The following is a 15,607-nucleotide window of genomic DNA, read 5'->3' as shown; positions in this document are numbered from 1 at the left end:
GGGGACCTTTCATGGGAGTGCCAGCGGTTTTCCGGCCGTAAGGACCGCAACGTCGGCGCCCCGGTCGCCCGCGGGCGTGCGGGCTCGTTCGGTAAAGGGCCGTCATAAAGATCCGGTCGTTGTCAGAGGTGGCCGGTAGGCTCGTAAGCACGATGACCGAGGACATGTCCCCTGCTGAGCGCTATGCCGCCGCCAAGCTCCGGGCGGCCGAGCAGGCCACCGCACTCGCCCCTTTCCGAGAGATGTACGACTTCGGTCTGGACCCGTTCCAGGTCGAGGCGTGTCAGGCCCTGGAGGCCGGCAAGGGCGTGCTGGTCGCGGCCCCTACCGGATCCGGAAAGACGATCGTCGGCGAATTCGCCGTCCACCTGGCTCTGGAGCAGGGCCGAAAATGCTTCTACACCACGCCCATCAAGGCGCTGTCCAACCAGAAGTACCAGGATCTGGTGAAGCGGTACGGTGCCGAGAAGGTCGGTCTGCTGACCGGCGACAACAGTGTCAACTCCGAGGCTCCGGTGGTCGTGATGACCACCGAAGTGCTGCGGAACATGCTTTATGCCGGCTCCCAGTCGCTGGTCGGCCTCGGCTATGTGGTGATGGACGAGGTGCACTACCTCTCCGACCGCTTCCGTGGCGCCGTCTGGGAAGAGGTGATCATCCATCTGCCCGAATCGGTGACGCTGGTGTCACTGTCGGCGACGGTCTCCAACGCCGAGGAGTTCGGCGACTGGCTGGACACCGTCCGTGGTGACACGGCCGTGATCGTCTCCGAGCACCGTCCGGTGCCGCTGTGGCAGCACGTCCTCGCGGGCCGCCGGATATACGACCTGTTCGAGGAGCGGGACGGGCAGAGCGGCGGCCGCCGCGAGGTCAATCCCGATCTGGAGCGGCTGGCGCGGATGGAGAACAGCCGGCCGACGTTCGGCCGGGACAAGCGCCGGGGCCGCAATCTGCGCGAGGCGGACCGTGAGCGCGAGCGGCGCCAGCGTGCCCGGATCTGGACGCCCAGCCGGCCCGAGGTCATCGACCGCCTCGACAACGAGGGTCTGCTGCCCGCGATCACCTTCATCTTCAGCCGCGCCGGCTGCGAGTCCGCCGTCCAGCAGTGCCTGTATTCGGGCCTGCGGCTCAACGACCAGGAGGGCCGTGAGGAGGTCCGCCGCATAGTGGAGGCGCGGACGGCCGGCATCCCGGACGACGACCTGCATGTGCTGGGCTACTTCGAGTGGCTGGAGGGCCTGGAGCGGGGCATCGCGGCGCACCACGCCGGCATGCTGCCGACGTTCAAGGAGGTCGTCGAGGAGCTGTTCGTCAAGGGTCTGGTCAAGGCCGTCTTCGCCACCGAGACGCTGGCGCTGGGCATCAACATGCCCGCGCGTTCCGTGGTGTTGGAGAAGCTGGTGAAGTGGAACGGCGAGCAGCACGCCGACATCACCCCCGGTGAGTACACCCAGCTGACCGGCCGCGCCGGCCGCCGCGGGATCGACATCGAGGGCCATGCGGTGGTGCTGTGGCAGCGGGGGATGAATCCGGGCGCGCTGGCCGGGCTCGCCGGGACGCGTACGTATCCGCTGCGGTCCTCCTTCAAGCCGTCGTACAACATGGCGGTCAACCTCGTCTCGCAGTTCGGCAGGCACCGTTCGCGGGAGCTGCTGGAGATGTCCTTCGCGCAGTTCCAGGCCGACAAGTCGGTGGTCGGGATCTCGCGGCAGGTGCAGAAGAACGAGGAGGGGCTGGAGGGCTACCGCGGCTCGATGACCTGTCACCTCGGCGACTTCGAGGAGTACTCCCGGCTGCGGCGGGAGCTGAAGGAGCGGGAGACGGAGCTGGCCAAGCAGGGCGCGGCTCAGCGGCGGGTGGCGGCCGCGGCGGCGCTGGAGAAGCTGAAGCCCGGCGACGTCATCCATGTGCCGACCGGCAAATACGCGGGCCTCGCGCTGGTCCTCGACCCCGGTATGCCGTCGGGGCGGACCAACGGCCATCGCGGCTTCGAGGCGCAGGACGGCCCGCGTCCGCTGGTGCTGACCGCCGAGCGGCAGGTCAAGCGGCTGGGGTCGATCGACTTCCCGGTGCCGGTCGAGGCGCTGGACCGGATGCGGATCCCCAAGTCCTTCAACGCCCGCAGCCCGCAGTCGCGCCGCGATCTGGCCTCGGCGCTGCGGACGAAGGCAGGACACCGGGTGCCGTCGCGGCACCGCAAGCCCCGTTCGGCGGCGGCCGACGACCGTGAGATCTCCCGGCTGCGGACGGAGATCCGGGCGCACCCCTGCCATGGCTGTGCCGAGCGCGAGGACCACGCCCGCTGGGCGGAGCGCTATCACCGGTTGCTGCGCGACACCCGCCAGTTGGAGCGCCGGATCGAGGGGCGGACGAACACCATCGCCCGTACCTTCGACCGGATCTGCGCCCTGCTGACCGAGCTGGACTACCTCGAGGGCGACACGGTCACCGACGAGGGCCGCCGCCTGGCCCGGCTCTACGGCGAGCTGGATCTGCTGGCGAGCGAATGCCTGCGCGAGGGCGTCTGGGAGGGCCTGGGCCCGGCGGAGCTGGCGGCCTGCGCCTCGGCGCTGGTGTACGAGGCACGGCAGGCGGACGACGCGGCGGCACCCAAGCTGCCGGCCGGCAAGGCCAGGGACGCGCTGGGCGAGATGGTCCGCATCTGGGGCCGGCTGGACGCCCTGGAGGAGGACCACAAGATCAACCAGGCGGAGGGCGTCGGCCAGCGCGAGCCGGACCTCGGCTTCGCCTGGGCCGCGTACCGCTGGGCCTCCGGCTTCGGCCTCGACGAGGTCCTGCGGGAGGCGGAGATGCCCGCCGGTGACTTCGTCCGCTGGTGCAAGCAGCTGGTCGACGTCCTCGGCCAGATCGCCGCGGCCGCCCCGCCCGGGGGCACGGTGGCGCGTACCGCCCGCAAGGCCATGGACGGTGTGCTGCGCGGCGTGGTGGCGTATTCGTCGGTGGGCTGAGCGGCAGGGCCGGCCCGGCCCGGCAGTGCGACGGCGCCGCACCCCCGTTCGGCGGGGTGCGGCGCCGGCTGCGCTCGCCCGGAAGGCCGGGCGGGCGTCAGGAGGCCGTTGCCGGCGCTGACTCCTGTTCGGCCTCGACCTGCTGGTTCCAGTCGCGCTTGGCGGCCTGCCAGCCGTCCTCGTTGTGGCCGGTGCGCCAGTAGCCGGAGACGGACAGGGCCTCACGGGGGACCGCGTGCTCGACGCGGAGCAGATGGCGCAGTTCCTTCACGAACCCGGCCTCGCCGTGCACGAACGCCTGGACCCGGCCGGCCGGGAACTCCAGCGCCCGTACGGCGGCGACCAGTTCACGGCCGACCGGCGCGGCACCGCGGTAGAGCCAGGTGACCTCGGCGCCGGGCGGTACCTCCAGTTCCTGACGCTCCTCCGGGCCGGCCACCTCGATGAAGGCGTGCACCGGCGCCCCCGCGGGCATCCGGGCCAGGGAGGCCGCGATGGCCGGCAGCGCGCTCTCGTCGCCCGCCAGCAGGTGCCAGTCGGCGCTCGCCTCGGGGACGTAGGCGCCGCCGGGGCCGAGCAGGAAGATCTCCTCGCCGGGCTTCGCCGCGGCCGCCCACGGCCCGGCCAGGCCCTCGTCGCCGTGCACCACGAAGTCCACGGTCAGCTCGCGGGTTCCGGCATCCCAGGCGCGGACGGTGTAGGTACGGGTGCTGGGCCACTGGTCGCGCGGGAAGTCGGCGCGGATCTGCGCGATGTCGAACGGCTCGGGGTAGCTGACGCCGGGCAGCGGAAAGACCAGCTTCACGTAATGGTCGGAGTATTCGCCCGACGTGAACTCCGCCAGCCCGTCACCGCCCAGCACCACACGGACCATGTGCGGGGTGAGCTGCTCGGTGCGCTCCACCCGGGCGCGGTGCAGGGTGGGCTTCTTGCGGGACGGACGCTCTGCTGCCACGGCAATCTCCCCTGATGCGTGAATTGTTAGGTATACCTAACCTAACAGGTGTCAGCGGCGGAGGGTGAGGAGCAGGCGCTGCAGGGCTCCGCCGAGGCCCCATTGGGCGGCCAGCGCCTCCAGGCGCTCGGGGTCGGCCGGTTCGGCCGGCAGGGTGTGGTCGACGGCGGGGACGGGCACGTCGGTGGCCACCTTCACGACCTTGGGGGCGACGGTCAGATAGGGGCGCGCCTCCAGCAGCCGCTTGCGCTGGGCGGGGGTCACCTTCGAGGCCGGGTCGTCGGCGGCGGCCATGATGCCGGCCAGGTCGCCGTAGGTGTCCAGCAGTTTGGCGGCGGTCTTCTCGCCGATGCCCGGTACGCCGGGCAGGCCGTCGCTGGGGTCGCCGCGCAACAGCGCCAGATCGGCGTAACCGGGGCCGTCCACCCCGTACTTCTCGCGCAACAGGGCCTCGTCGGTGATCTGGAGGGTGCCGACGCCCTTGAGTGGATAGAGGATGCGGATGCCGCGCCGGTCGTCGACGAGCTGGAAGAGGTCGCGGTCGCCGGTGACGATGTCCACCGGGCCCTTCGCCTGTGCGGTCAGGGTGCCGATGACGTCATCGGCCTCGTAGCCGGCCGCCCCGATGCGGGCGATGCCCAGGGCGTCCAGGACGTCCTCGATGACCGGGACCTGCGGCGAGAGGGTGTCGGGGATCTCCTCCTCGTCGGGCTCCGTGGAGCCGGCCGGGGCTTCCTCGGCGACCCGGTGCGCCTTGTACGAGGGGATCAGATCGACCCGCCACTGGGGGCGCCAGTCGAAGTCCATGCAGGCGACCAGGTCGTCGGGGTGGTGGTCCTGGACGAGCCGGGCGATGAAGTCCAGCAGGCCGCGTACCGCGTTCACCGGGGTGCCGTCCGGGGCCTTGACTGATTCCGGTACCCCGAAATAGGCGCGGAAGTAGAGAGAGGCGGTGTCGAGGAGCATCAGGCGTCGAGTCACATCCCGCATCTTGCCGTATGCCCCATACGTCACGCGGATGTGAGTTGAATCACTGACTTGTTTGAGCCAGATAAAGAAGGGCAGGCGCGCAACCGGAGTGGACCCGGTCGAGATTCAACCTTTCGACCGGTAAAGGCGGGCGGAACCCGTGCCGCTCCACGACCTGGCTACGGGGGTGGCAGGTCGTCCCTCAATCGACAAGAGAGGCATATGTGGCCAGGCTGCAAGCCGAGCATCTGTACAAGGTGTTCGGCAGACGACCCGAGGACGCGGTCCGCAAACTCGAAGCCGGCGCCGACCGGGAGGAGCTGCGGGCCGAAGGCACCACCGCCGCGGTGATCGACGCCTCGATCGAGGTCGACGAGGGCCAGATATTCGTCGTCATGGGTCTGTCCGGATCGGGCAAGTCCACCCTGCTGCGCACCCTCAACGGGCTGTTGGAGCCGACCTCGGGGACCGTCCGCTTCGACGGCCAGGACCTGACGTCGCTCAGCGACAAGGAGCTGCGCAAGGTCCGTTCCCAGAAGATCTCCATGGTCTTCCAGCACTTCGCGCTCTTCCCGCACCGCAGTGTGCTGGAGAACGCCGCCTACGGCCTCGAAGTGCAGGGCGTACCGCGCGCCGAGCGTACCGCGCGCGCCACCGAAGCGCTGGAACTCACCGGGCTCAAGGGCTGGGAGAAGTCCTGGCCCGACGAGCTGTCCGGCGGTATGCAGCAGCGCGTGGGACTGGCCCGCGCGCTGGCCACCAACGCCGATCTGCTGCTGATGGACGAGTCCTTCAGCGCCCTCGACCCGCTGATCCGCCGCGATATGCAGGACCAGCTGCTGGAGCTGCAGAAGTCGCTGAAGAAGACCATCGTCTTCATCACCCACGACCTGAACGAAGCCATGCGGCTCGGCGACCGGATCGCCGTGATGCGTGACGGCCGGATCGTGCAGATCGGCAGTGCCGAGGACATCCTCGTCACACCGGCCAACGACTATGTCGCCTCCTTCACCCAGGACGTGGACCGCACCCGGGTGCTGACCGCGGGCGCGATCATGGCCGAGGTCGGGACCGTGCTCGGCGCCACGACCCCGGAGGGCAAGAAGCTCGCCACCGCGGCGGAGTTCCGGGCCGCGGCGCCCGCCACGGTCGGGGTCGACACCCCGCTGGTCGAGCTGTTCACGCCCTGTTCGGCCAGCAGCGTTCCGGTCGCCGTGACCGATGAGCAGGGTGCTCTGGTCGGGGCCGTCACGGCCGAGCGGCTGCTGGCCGTCCTCGGGGAGGCCGCGGAGCTGAGCCCGGCCCCGGCCGGCCCCGCCCCGGCCGAGGCCGACGGCGGGACGGCCACGGAGACGACACCGGCCGAGAAGACACCGGTGGCGAAGACCTCCGAGCCCACGTCCGAGCCCACGTCCGGGAACACGTCCACGGACCACGACCCCGAGGACAAGGTGAACGCCGGTGCCTAGGATCCCGATAGGCAGTTGGGCCGACAGCCTGGTCGAATGGCTGCGGGACCACGCCGAGTGGCTTTTCCACTTCGTCACGACCGTGCTGGGCGGCTTCTACGACGGCATCCTCACGGTCCTCTCCGGCCCCACACCGCTGCTCCTGACGGGCATTTTCGCGGTGATCGCCTGGTGGCTGCGGGGGCTGCCGGCCGCCGTGCTGACTTTCATCGGCTTCGCCCTGATCGATTCGATCGAGCAGTGGCACCAGACCATGCAGTCGCTCTCGCTGGTGCTGGTGGCCTGCATCATCACGGTCGCCGTCGCCGTCCCCCTCGGTATCTGGGCGGCCCGCAACCGTGCCGTCAGCGGAGCGGTGCGTCCGGTACTGGACCTGATGCAGACGATGCCCGCGATGGTCTACCTGATCCCCGGCATCCTCTTCTTCGGCCTGGGCGCCGTCCCCGGCATCGTGTCGACCATCGTCTTCTCCATGCCGCCCGCGGTCCGCATGACTGAACTGGGCATCCGGCAGGTCGACGGTGAACTCGTCGAGGCGGCCGACGCGTTCGGCACCCATCCGCGGCGCACGCTCTTCCGCGTACAGCTGCCGCTCGCGCTGCCGACGATCATGGCCGGTATCAACCAGGTCATCATGCTGGCGCTGTCCATGGTCGTCATCGCCGGCATGGTCGGCGGTGCCGGTCTCGGCGGCACCGTCTACCTCTCGCTCAGCTCGGTCGATGTGAAGCTGGGCGCGGAGGGCGGTCTCGCGGTCGTCATCCTCGCGGTGTACCTGGACCGGATGACCAGCGCGCTCAACCAGCGGGTCTCACCGCTCGGCCGGCGCGCGCTGGCCAAGGCGCAGGCCGCGCTCGGCGGCCTGAAGTTCCTCCGGTGGAAGCCCACGACCTCGCTGGCGACGGTCGCAGTGGTCGTGCTCGCGCTGGTCGCCGGCGGGATGAGTGTCCTCGGCAAGGACAAGGGCAGCGGCGCGGGCGGCACCGACGGCAACGGCCGGCCGATCAGCCTCGGCTACGTCAACTGGGACGAGGGCAAGGCCACGACCTTCCTGTGGAAGGAGATCCTCGAACAGCGCGGCTACAAGCCCCGGGCCCAGGCCCTGGACGCCGGCCCGCTCTTCACCGGCCAGGCCCGCGGTGACATCGACGTCCAGACCAACGCCTGGCTGCCGACGACCCACGCGGAGTACTGGAAGAAGTACAAGGACAAGCTCGAGGACCTGGGCGCCTGGTACGACAAGACCTCGCTGGAGATCGCGGTCCCGTCCTACATGAAGGACGTCAAGACCCTGGACGACCTCAAGGGCAAGAGCGGCACCTTCGGCGGCAAGATCGTCGGAATCGAGCCGGGCGCGGGCGAGATGAAGATCCTCAAGGACAAGGTCCTCAAGGATTACGGCCTGGGCGGCGAGTACAAGGTCATGGAGTCCAGCACCTCGTCCATGCTCACCGAGCTGGACCGCTCGATCCACGACAAGAAGCCGATCGCCGTCACGCTGTGGTCGCCGCACTGGGCCTACGACAAGTACAAGCTGACCAAGCTCAAGGACCCCAAGGGCTCCTTCGGCTCCGGGGACAGCCTGCACATGCTGGGCCGCAAGGGCTTCTCCCACGACGAGCCCCAGGTCGCCGGCTGGATGAAGAACTTCCACCTGGACGAGAAGCAGCTCACCAGCCTCGAGAGCGCGGTCAAGAACGCCGGTACCGGGCATGAGCAGGAGGGCGTCCGCGCCTGGCTCAAGCAGCACCCGGGCCTGGTCAACAAGCTGGCGCCGTCCGCCAAGGCCCAGTACGCCAAGGGCAAGGACGCGGGCAAGGCCCCGACCATGGGCTACCCGGCGTGGGACGAGGGCATCGCCACCACGTATCTCTGGAAGAACATCCTGGAGAAGCGGGGCTACAAGCCGAAGCTGCAGAACCTCGATGTCGGCCCGATGTGGACCGGGTTGTCGACGGGGCAGATCGATGTCGAAACCGACGGCTGGCTTCCGGTGGCGCAGAAGCAGTACTGGGACAAGTACAAGAACGATCTCGTCGATGTCGGGGCCTGGTACGACAAGACCTCGCTGGAGATCGCCGTACCGTCCTACGTCAAGGGCGTGAAGACCCTGGACGACCTGCGCAAGCACAAGGACACCTTCGGCGGCAAGATCATCGGTATCGAGCCGGGCACCGGCGAGATGAAGCGCCTCAAGAGCGTGGTGTCTCCCGCGTACGGCCTGGACGGCTTCGACGTCACCGAGGCCGGGACCAGCGCCATGCTCACCGAGCTGGAGCGGGCCTACGCCAAGAAGGAGCCCATCGCGGTGGTCCTGTGGTCCCCGCACTGGGCGTACAGCAAGTACCACCTCACCAAGCTCAAGGACCCCCAGGGCACCTGGGGCGCCAACAACCAGATCAAGACGATCGGCAACAAGAGCTTCCCGGACAAGTTCCCGGAGTTCCACCGCTGGTTGAAGAACTGGAAGATGAGCGCCGATGAGCTCGGCAGCCTGGAGAAGGACATTCAGGCGGCCGGCAAGGGCAACGAGAACAAGGGCGTCCAGAAGTGGATCGATGCCCATCCGGGCATCGTCGACAAGATGGCACCCGTGAAGTAGCCCTCATCGGCGCCCACGTCAGTGCGGCGAGCCCCGTCACCGGATCCTTCGGTGGCGGGGCTCGGCCGTATCCGGCCCGCGGGACGCAATGCGGGACGGAAGGCGGGACGGAAGGCGCAACGGAATGCGTGCGCACGGATCCGGTTGTGCGCCCGGGCGCGGTCCGGCCGGGGCGGGCCGGTCCGTGCGAGGCTGGCGCCATGATGAGCCGCACTCCGCCGCACCGCGTGGTCTCCCTCGTGCCCTCGCTGACGGAGGCCCTCGCCCGCACCGCCCCCGGCCTGCTGGTGGGGGCCACCGACTGGTGCAGCGAGCCGGCCGGGCTCGATGTCGTCCGTATCGGCGGCACCAAGAACCCGGACACGGAGCGGATCGCCGCCCTCGCCCCCGATCTGGTGCTCGCCAACGAGGAGGAGAACCGGGAGCCGGATCTCGCCGCGCTGCGCGCCGCCGGGATCGCGGTGCTGGTCACCGAGGTACGGACCCTGCCGCAGGCGTTCCGGGAGCTGGAGCGGGTCCTCGTCCACGGCTGCGGGCTGGCCCGGCCCCCGTGGCTGGACGCCGCCGAGGCCGCCTGGCGCGAGCTGCCGGTCCCGGCGGCGATTGGGGTCTCCCCTGCTCGAACGGAGTTGAGAGCTTGGGGAAGGACGGCGGTGGTGCCCGTCTGGCGGCGCCCGTGGATGGTGCTGGGCCGGGACACCTTCGCCGGCGACCTCCTGGCCCGGCTGGGCGTCCGCCATCACTACGCGGACCATGCCGACCGCTACCCCCGCATCCCGCTCGACGCGCTCCTGGCCTGCGGCGCCGACCTGGTGGTGCTGCCCGACGAGCCCTACCGTTTCAGCGCCGAGGACGGTCCCGAGGCGTTCCCGGGCCTGCCCGCCGCGCTGGTCAGCGGCCGGTATCTGACCTGGTACGGGCCGTCCCTGGTACGCGCTCCGGCGGAACTGTCCGGGGCCTTGGCCGCGGCGCGGTGAGGGAGCGTGAGGCCCTGGCCGCGGCCAGGTGAGGGGCGGCGTACGACGGCTGCGTGGTCGGGCGGCGCACCACGGTTGAGGCAGACACCCCCTACGAGGCGACCGGCCGGGGCGGCGCGAGCAGGCGGCCGTGGGCCAGGCCGGCGGCGGTCCGGGTGGCGGCCACCGCCACGGCCGTCACCAGAAGCGCGAACAGGCCCACCGCGAGCCAGTCGAAGGCGGTCAGACCGGTGCGCCGGGCCAGCCCCACTGCACCCGTGACGCAGGTCCCGAGCGGGAAGGTGAAGCCCCACCAGGTCATCGCGAAACCCATGCCGTTGCGGACGGCGCGCACCACCAGTGCGGTGGCGATCGCCAGCCAGAGGAGGGCGAAGCCCATGACCGGGACGCCGTAGAGCACCGCGAAGGCGCCCATGGCGTGCGCGGAGGAGGAGTCCACGACGCCCGGTGCGGCATGGGCGAGGTTGGCCACCGCGGTGGTGGACTGCCCCAGGGGGCCCAGGACGAGGAACAGCGTGGGGGTGAGCGCGAGGGGGAGCGGGCCGTGGTGGATCAGCCGGGACAGCACGAGCGGCAGGACGAGCAGCGTGGCCAGCAGCGACATGCCGAACAGCGCGTAGCAGGCGAACAGCAGGGCCGCCCGCCACTGGCCGGCCGGCAGATACGGCACCAGGGCCGGGCCCAGCGCCGCCGACACCATGGGAGCGACCAGCGGCAGCAGCCAGACGGGAGAGGCGCTGCCCGGCTCGATGCGGTGCCGGGCCACCATCAGGTACGGGATCCCGGCGGCGCAGGTGAGGCCGACGAGGGTGCCCAGGATCCACAGCGTGGCATCCGCGGCCACCGCGGCCGGTTCGCCGAGGACATCCCGGCCCACGGCGAGTGTGCCGCCGCCGACCGCCAGCAGGGCCATGGCCAGGCATCCGTAGAAGGGGGCGACGGCCGGGTCGAGCAGATGGGTGCGCGCCTGGTCGCCGTGGCGCGCCCAGTGCACGGCCCGCGCGGCCAGCAGCGTCAGCAGCATCAGCGCCGACAGTGCCCAGACGACCTGGAGGGCGGTGTGCAGGCCGGGGGCGGTGAGCGGCAGGACCGTGCCGGCGTTGGCGACGATCGCGGTGCCCATGACGGCGGCGTACCAGTTCGGCCCGAGATGGCGGACCGAGGGCGCGGTATCGGGGGTGCCGGGACGGGTGCCGGGGCCGGTCCCGGCGGCGGTGCCGGGGCGGGAAGGTGCTTGCGCGAGAGATGCCATGACAACAGCGTCGGCGCCCGGGACGGCCGCCACCAGGGACCTTGTGTCTATGAGGGCATAAGCTGGGGTTATGTGCAGGGGGACTTATGAGTGGTGAGACCCGGCCCGCCGCCGTTTCGCTGGCGCACCGGGTCCCGGACCTCGGTGCGCTGGAGCTGCTGCTCGCCGTCGCCCGGCTCGGGAGTCTGGGGCGGGCCGCGCGGGCGCGGGGCATTTCCCAGCCCGCCGCCAGCAGCCGTATCCGCTCGATGGAGCGGCAGTTGGGAGTGGCGCTGGTCGAACGCTCGCCGCGCGGCTCCCGGCTGACGGAGGCCGGGGCCCTGGTGACGGACTGGGCGCGCCGGGTGGTGGAGGCCGCCGAGGCCTTCGACGCCGGTGCGCAGGCGCTGCGGGGGCAGCGCGATTCAAGGCTGCGGGTCGCGGCCAGCATGACCATCGCCGAGTATCTGCTGCCGGGGTGGCTGATCGCCCTGCGCGCGCGGCGGCCCGGGACCGCCGTATCGCTGCTGGCGGGCAATTCCGGCGCGGTGGCCGAGCGGCTGCTGGGCGGGGAAGCGGACCTCGGCTTCGTGGAGGGGCTGCAGGTGCCGGCGGGGCTGGACGGGACCGTCATCGGGCAGGACCGGCTGGTCGTGGTCGCCGCTCCCTCGCACCCGTGGGCCCGGCGCCGGGGGGAGCTGACCGTCGCCGAACTCGCCGCCACTCCGCTGATCCTGCGCGAGCGGGGCTCGGGAACCCGCCAGGTGCTGGATGCGGCGCTCGCCCGGCACGGCGGGCTGGCCGAACCGCTCCTGGAGCTCGCCTCGACCACCGCCGTGAAGGCGGCCGTGGTGAGCGAGGCGGCACCGTCCGTGCTCAGTGAACTCGCGGTCGGGGAGGAGCTGACCGCGCGCCGGCTGGTCGAGATTCCGGTGCGGGAGCTGCGGCTCGGCCGGGAGCTGCGGGCCGTGTGGCCCGCCGGTCAGCGGCCGGCGGGCCCGGCCCGCGAGTTGCTGGGGCTGACCCGCGGGGCGTCCTGAGCGGGCCGGGCGCACGGGGCGCCTTGAAGGTGCCGGGCCCGTGGGGCGCCTTGGGGGTGCCGGGCGCACGGGTCGTCCTGGGGGTGCCGGGCCCGTGGGGTGTCCTGAACGTGCCGGGCCCGCGGGCCGCCGACGGCCCGGCACGCCCCCGTCACGTGGTGGCGGCTGCCTCGCGCGCCGCCGCCACCAGGGCCTCCATCACCCGGGTGTCGTCCCCGGCCTCCGGGTGCCACTGCACCGCCAGGGTGAAGCCGTACGCGCCAGGGAGTTCCACCGCCTCGATGGTGCCGTCCTCCGCGTAGGCGGACGGCACCAGTCCGCGGCCGAGCCGGTCCACGGCCTGGTGGTGGTAGGTCGGCACGGAGACCGGCTCGGGCAGCGTCCGGCCCAGCAGCGTCCCGGGGACCGGTTTGATGTCGTGCCGGTCGAAGACGCCGGGCGCTCCGGCATGCCCGTCGAGGTGCTGGACGAGGGTGCCGCCCAGGACCACGTTCAGCAGCTGGAGGCCGCGACAGATGCCCAGCAGCGGTACGCCGCCCGCCAAGGCGGCCTCGATCAGGGCCAGTTCCCAGGCGTCCCGGTCCAGGGCGGGCGGACCCGTCCTGGGGTGCGGCTCCGCGCCGTAGCGCGCCGGCTGCACATCCGCGCCGCCGGCGATCACCAGCCCGTCCAGGCGGGCCACGGCCGCGGCCGCCGTGTCCGGATCGCCCGGTGGCAGCAGCGCGGCCAGCCCGCCCGAGCGCTGCACCAGCTTCGGATAGCCGGCGGGCACCAGCGCGGCGGGCAGGGCCCACACCCCCCACCGGGCCTCTTCCTGGTACGTGCTGATGCCGATGAGGGGCTGGGACATGGGGTGCGGTCCTCCGTGGGTCGGTGGGGGCGGTGGGGCGCGTGAGTGAGTGCGGGTGGTGCGGGGACGGACGGGGCCGGCCGGGGGTGCCGGCCGGCCATGGCGTGCGTCCCGGGGTGCCGGTCAGGTGCGTTCGAGCTCCGCCTCCGCCGCCGCGAGCGCCGCGAACTCCTCCTCGGGCGCCGCGGCCACCAGCCGGTGGCGGGAGTAGAAGGCGAAGTAGGCGAGCGCCACGACGTAGACGCCGAGGGCGATGAAGGCGGCTTCCTTGTCGACCAGGAACGTCGCCACCAGCGCCGAGCAGGCCAGGACGAAGGCGACGGACGAGGTCAGCATGCCGCCGGGGGTGCGGTACGGGCGGGGCAGCCCGGGTTCGCGGCGGCGCAGCACGAGGTGCGAGAGCGCCATCAGCGCATAGGAGATGGTGGCGCCGAAGACCGCGACATTGAGCATCCGGGCGCCGTCCCCGGTGGCCGCGGCGAGCGCGAAGCCCAGCGCCCCGGGCACCAGCAGCCCCAGGTAGGGGGCCTTCCGGCGGCTGGTCAGGGAGAGGAAGCGGGGCAGGTAACCGGCCCGGGAGAGCGCGAAGAGCTGGCGGGAACCGGCGAAGATGAGGGAGAAGAAGGACGCCACCAGGCCCGCGAGCCCCGCGTAGTTGACGATCCGGCTGACGGTGGTCGGCGCGCCGTGCGGCTGCAGCGCCTGGACCAGCGGGTCGCCCACCGACTGGATCGCCGCCGAGCCGCGTGCCCCGGTGGCGGCGACAAAGGTGATCAGTGCCAGCACCAGCAGGATGCCCATCGCGGCGGCCATCGCCTTGGGCAGCGACCGGGCCGGGTCCTTGGTCTCCTCGGCCGCCAGCGGTACGCCCTCGACGCCGAGGAAGAACCACATGCCGAACGGGAAGGCCGCCCAGATCCCCAGAATGCCGAACGGCAGCCAGGAGTTGGCCCCGAAGGCCCCGGCCTTGACGGGGATGTCGTTGAGCGTGTCCACATGGAAGTCGGTCAGGGCGGCGATCGCGAAGACGATGATCGCGGCGACCGCGACGGCGGTGACGATCAGGCTGAAGCGCAGCGCCTCGCCCACGCCCCACAGATGGATGCCGATGAAGATCGCAAAGCAGGCGAGATAGACCGGCCAGCTGGAGTGCAGGCCGAAGAGGCCGAGCGATTCGACGTAGTCACCGATGAAGATGGAGATCGCGGCGGGCGCCAGTACATATTCGATGAGGATGGCGGTGCCGGTCAGGAAGCCGCCCCAGGTGCCCAGGGCGCGCCGGGCGAAGCCGTAGCCGCCGCCGGCGGTCGGCAGGATCGAGGCCAGCTCCGCCAGCGCGAAGACCAGACAGGTGTACATCAGGCCCATCAGGACGGCGGCGATCGCCAGGCCGCCGAAGCCGCCCTGCGCCAGACCGTTGTTCCATCCCGAGAAGTCGCCGGAGACGACATAGGCGACGCCCAGGCCGGTCAGCAGCAGGGGCCCCGCGCTGCCGCGGCGCAGCGTCCGCCGCTCCAGGTAGCTCTCGTCGGATGATGCGCCGCCGTCCGGGGAGCTGCCGCCCGGGGACGCGGTGGGCGGTGCGGTCTGCGATTCCGTGCTGTCGGCCATGAGCCGCTCCTGCCTCGCCGAGGGGATAACGAGCAAAGGTTTAGCCGCATACCTTTGCTGGCGGGTCGCCTCGGCGCAAGACCTGTACGTAAAAGAATGGTGAACGCGCGCGCACGGTCCCCGGGCGGGCGCTCAGGGTGACGGTGCGGTCAGGGGGAGGGGGCGGTCAGGAAGCCCCGCAGCAGCGCCGCGGTCCCGCAGCAGTGCTCGCGCATCACCTCGCGCGCACCGTCCGCATCGCCCTCCAGCACCGCCTCCACCAGCGCCGTGTGCTGGGTCTGCGAGTGTTCCAGGTTCCGCACCAGCAGCGGAATGCAGTCCAGGAGGTCGTTCACCCGTGCCCGCACCGCCGCGTACTGCGCCGCCAGCGACGCCGACCCGGACAGCTCCGCGAGGGTCAGATGCAGCAGGGTGTCGCGCCGGCGGTAGTCGGCGAGCGGTGCGTCCTGGGTCGCCGCGAGGGCCGCCCGCAGCCGGTCGCTCTGCTGGTCACCGAGCCCGTGGGCCGCGCACAGCCCGGCCGCGCCCACCTCCAGCACCTCCCGGAAGCGCAGGGTGTCCTCGACGTCGATCTTCTCGATCCTGCGGCGCAGCTCCGCCTCGTCGGGATTCTCCGTGCGCAGCCGGACGAAGGTGCCGCCGTAGCGCCCGCGCCGGCTCTCCACCAGGCCCTCGTCCTGCAGCACCTTCAGCACCTCGCGCAGGGTGACCCGGCTGATCTGCAGCCGCTCGGCCAACTCGCGCTCGGCGGGCAGCCGTTCGCCCTGGGGTACCAGGCCGAGCCGGACGACCTGGAGTATCTGCTCCAGTGCCTCCTCGAAACCGTTGCCCGCCCGCACCGGTCGCAGTACGGGTGCCAGCCGGTCCGCCGCACCGTCCATCGATACCCCTTCCCAATCAATGGTTCGTGTGCCTACCTTATGACCTCCGGATG

The 15,607-nt window shown here is 71.3% G+C and carries 11 protein-coding genes; 5 read left to right on the top strand and 6 right to left on the bottom strand.

All coding sequences use genetic code 11. The features are described 5' to 3' along the window. The first annotated feature begins 152 nt into the window (after positions 1–152). A complete protein-coding gene (locus CFW40_RS06405; protein WP_088796863.1) occupies positions 153–2,969 on the top strand; it encodes an RNA helicase in 2,817 nt (938 codons plus the stop codon). 97 nt (positions 2,970–3,066) lie between these two features. On the opposite strand, the gene CFW40_RS06400 is transcribed toward CFW40_RS06405, so the two are convergent. Both CFW40_RS06400 and CFW40_RS06395 read right to left on the bottom strand, forming a co-directional pair. Beyond that, positions 3,067–3,924: a siderophore-interacting protein gene (locus CFW40_RS06400; protein ID WP_088796862.1), complete on the bottom strand. Its 858-nt coding sequence runs from the start codon at positions 3,922–3,924 to the stop codon at positions 3,067–3,069. A 51-nt stretch (positions 3,925–3,975) separates the two neighbouring features. After that, positions 3,976–4,890, bottom strand: a complete 915-nt coding sequence (locus CFW40_RS06395) for a 5'-3' exonuclease (protein WP_088796861.1) — start codon at positions 4,888–4,890, stop codon at positions 3,976–3,978. A 227-nt stretch (positions 4,891–5,117) separates the two neighbouring features. On the opposite strand from CFW40_RS06395, the gene CFW40_RS06390 reads away from it, so the two are divergent. The 3 genes from CFW40_RS06390 (at position 5,118) to CFW40_RS06380 (ending at position 9,941) form a co-directional block, all read left to right on the top strand. Then, the gene (locus CFW40_RS06390; RefSeq protein WP_256331567.1) at positions 5,118–6,362 is read left to right on the top strand and encodes a glycine betaine/L-proline ABC transporter ATP-binding protein; all 1,245 of its coding nucleotides are present in this window, start codon (positions 5,118–5,120) and stop codon (positions 6,360–6,362) included. Continuing rightward, positions 6,355–8,964 carry an ABC transporter permease/substrate binding protein gene (locus CFW40_RS06385; RefSeq protein WP_088796860.1) on the top strand — a complete coding sequence of 870 codons (2,610 nt, stop codon included), beginning with the start codon at positions 6,355–6,357 and terminating at the stop codon, positions 8,962–8,964. The genes CFW40_RS06390 and CFW40_RS06385 overlap by 8 nt, the downstream gene beginning before the upstream one ends. 200 nt (positions 8,965–9,164) lie before the next feature. Next, the gene (locus tag CFW40_RS06380) at positions 9,165–9,941 is read left to right on the top strand and encodes a helical backbone metal receptor (protein WP_256331568.1); all 777 of its coding nucleotides are present in this window, start codon (positions 9,165–9,167) and stop codon (positions 9,939–9,941) included. A gap of 91 nt (positions 9,942–10,032) precedes the next feature. Here the strand turns inward: CFW40_RS06380 and CFW40_RS06375 are convergent, their stop codons facing one another. Further along, entirely contained in the window at positions 10,033–11,193 is a 1,161-nt protein-coding gene (locus tag CFW40_RS06375; RefSeq protein WP_088801938.1) for a TDT family transporter, read from the bottom strand. A gap of 86 nt (positions 11,194–11,279) precedes the next feature. Between CFW40_RS06375 and CFW40_RS06370 the strand changes: the two genes are divergently transcribed. Then, entirely contained in the window at positions 11,280–12,212 is a 933-nt protein-coding gene (locus CFW40_RS06370) for a LysR family transcriptional regulator (RefSeq protein ID WP_176956560.1), read from the top strand. 151 nt (positions 12,213–12,363) lie between these two features. Here the strand turns inward: CFW40_RS06370 and CFW40_RS06365 are convergent, their stop codons facing one another. The 3 genes from CFW40_RS06365 to CFW40_RS06355 form a co-directional block, all read right to left on the bottom strand. Continuing rightward, positions 12,364–13,062: a gamma-glutamyl-gamma-aminobutyrate hydrolase family protein gene (locus tag CFW40_RS06365; RefSeq protein WP_088796859.1), complete on the bottom strand. Its 699-nt coding sequence runs from the start codon at positions 13,060–13,062 to the stop codon at positions 12,364–12,366. A 123-nt stretch (positions 13,063–13,185) separates the two neighbouring features. After that, the gene (eat, locus tag CFW40_RS06360) at positions 13,186–14,673 is read right to left on the bottom strand and encodes an ethanolamine permease (RefSeq protein ID WP_088796858.1); all 1,488 of its coding nucleotides are present in this window, start codon (positions 14,671–14,673) and stop codon (positions 13,186–13,188) included. Between the two features lie 149 nt (positions 14,674–14,822). Continuing rightward, a complete protein-coding gene (locus tag CFW40_RS06355; RefSeq protein WP_088796857.1) occupies positions 14,823–15,554 on the bottom strand; it encodes a FadR/GntR family transcriptional regulator in 732 nt (243 codons plus the stop codon). Between the last annotated feature and the right edge of the window lie 53 nt (positions 15,555–15,607).

The organism is Streptomyces sp. 2114.4 (genome assembly GCF_900187385.1).
GTDB classification, from domain to species: Bacteria; Actinomycetota; Actinomycetes; order Streptomycetales; family Streptomycetaceae; genus Streptomyces; species Streptomyces mooreae.
This window is presented reverse-complemented; position numbering and strand designations above follow the sequence as displayed.

Excerpts from the sequence above, each read along its gene's own strand:
- CFW40_RS06370 (WP_176956560.1), top strand. The coding sequence starts at position 11,280 with ATGAGTGGTGAGACCCGGCCCGCCGCCGTTTCGCTGGCGCACCGGGTC.
- CFW40_RS06365 (WP_088796859.1), bottom strand. The coding sequence starts at position 13,062 with ATGTCCCAGCCCCTCATCGGCATCAGCACGTACCAGGAAGAGGCCCGG.
- eat (WP_088796858.1), bottom strand. The coding sequence starts at position 14,673 with ATGGCCGACAGCACGGAATCGCAGACCGCACCGCCCACCGCGTCCCCG.
- CFW40_RS06380 (WP_256331568.1), top strand. The coding sequence starts at position 9,165 with ATGATGAGCCGCACTCCGCCGCACCGCGTGGTCTCCCTCGTGCCCTCG.
- CFW40_RS06355 (WP_088796857.1), bottom strand. The coding sequence starts at position 15,554 with ATGGACGGTGCGGCGGACCGGCTGGCACCCGTACTGCGACCGGTGCGG.
- CFW40_RS06405 (WP_088796863.1), top strand. The coding sequence starts at position 153 with ATGACCGAGGACATGTCCCCTGCTGAGCGCTATGCCGCCGCCAAGCTC.
- CFW40_RS06395 (WP_088796861.1), bottom strand. The coding sequence starts at position 4,890 with ATGCTCCTCGACACCGCCTCTCTCTACTTCCGCGCCTATTTCGGGGTA.
- CFW40_RS06375 (WP_088801938.1), bottom strand. The coding sequence starts at position 11,193 with ATGGCATCTCTCGCGCAAGCACCTTCCCGCCCCGGCACCGCCGCCGGG.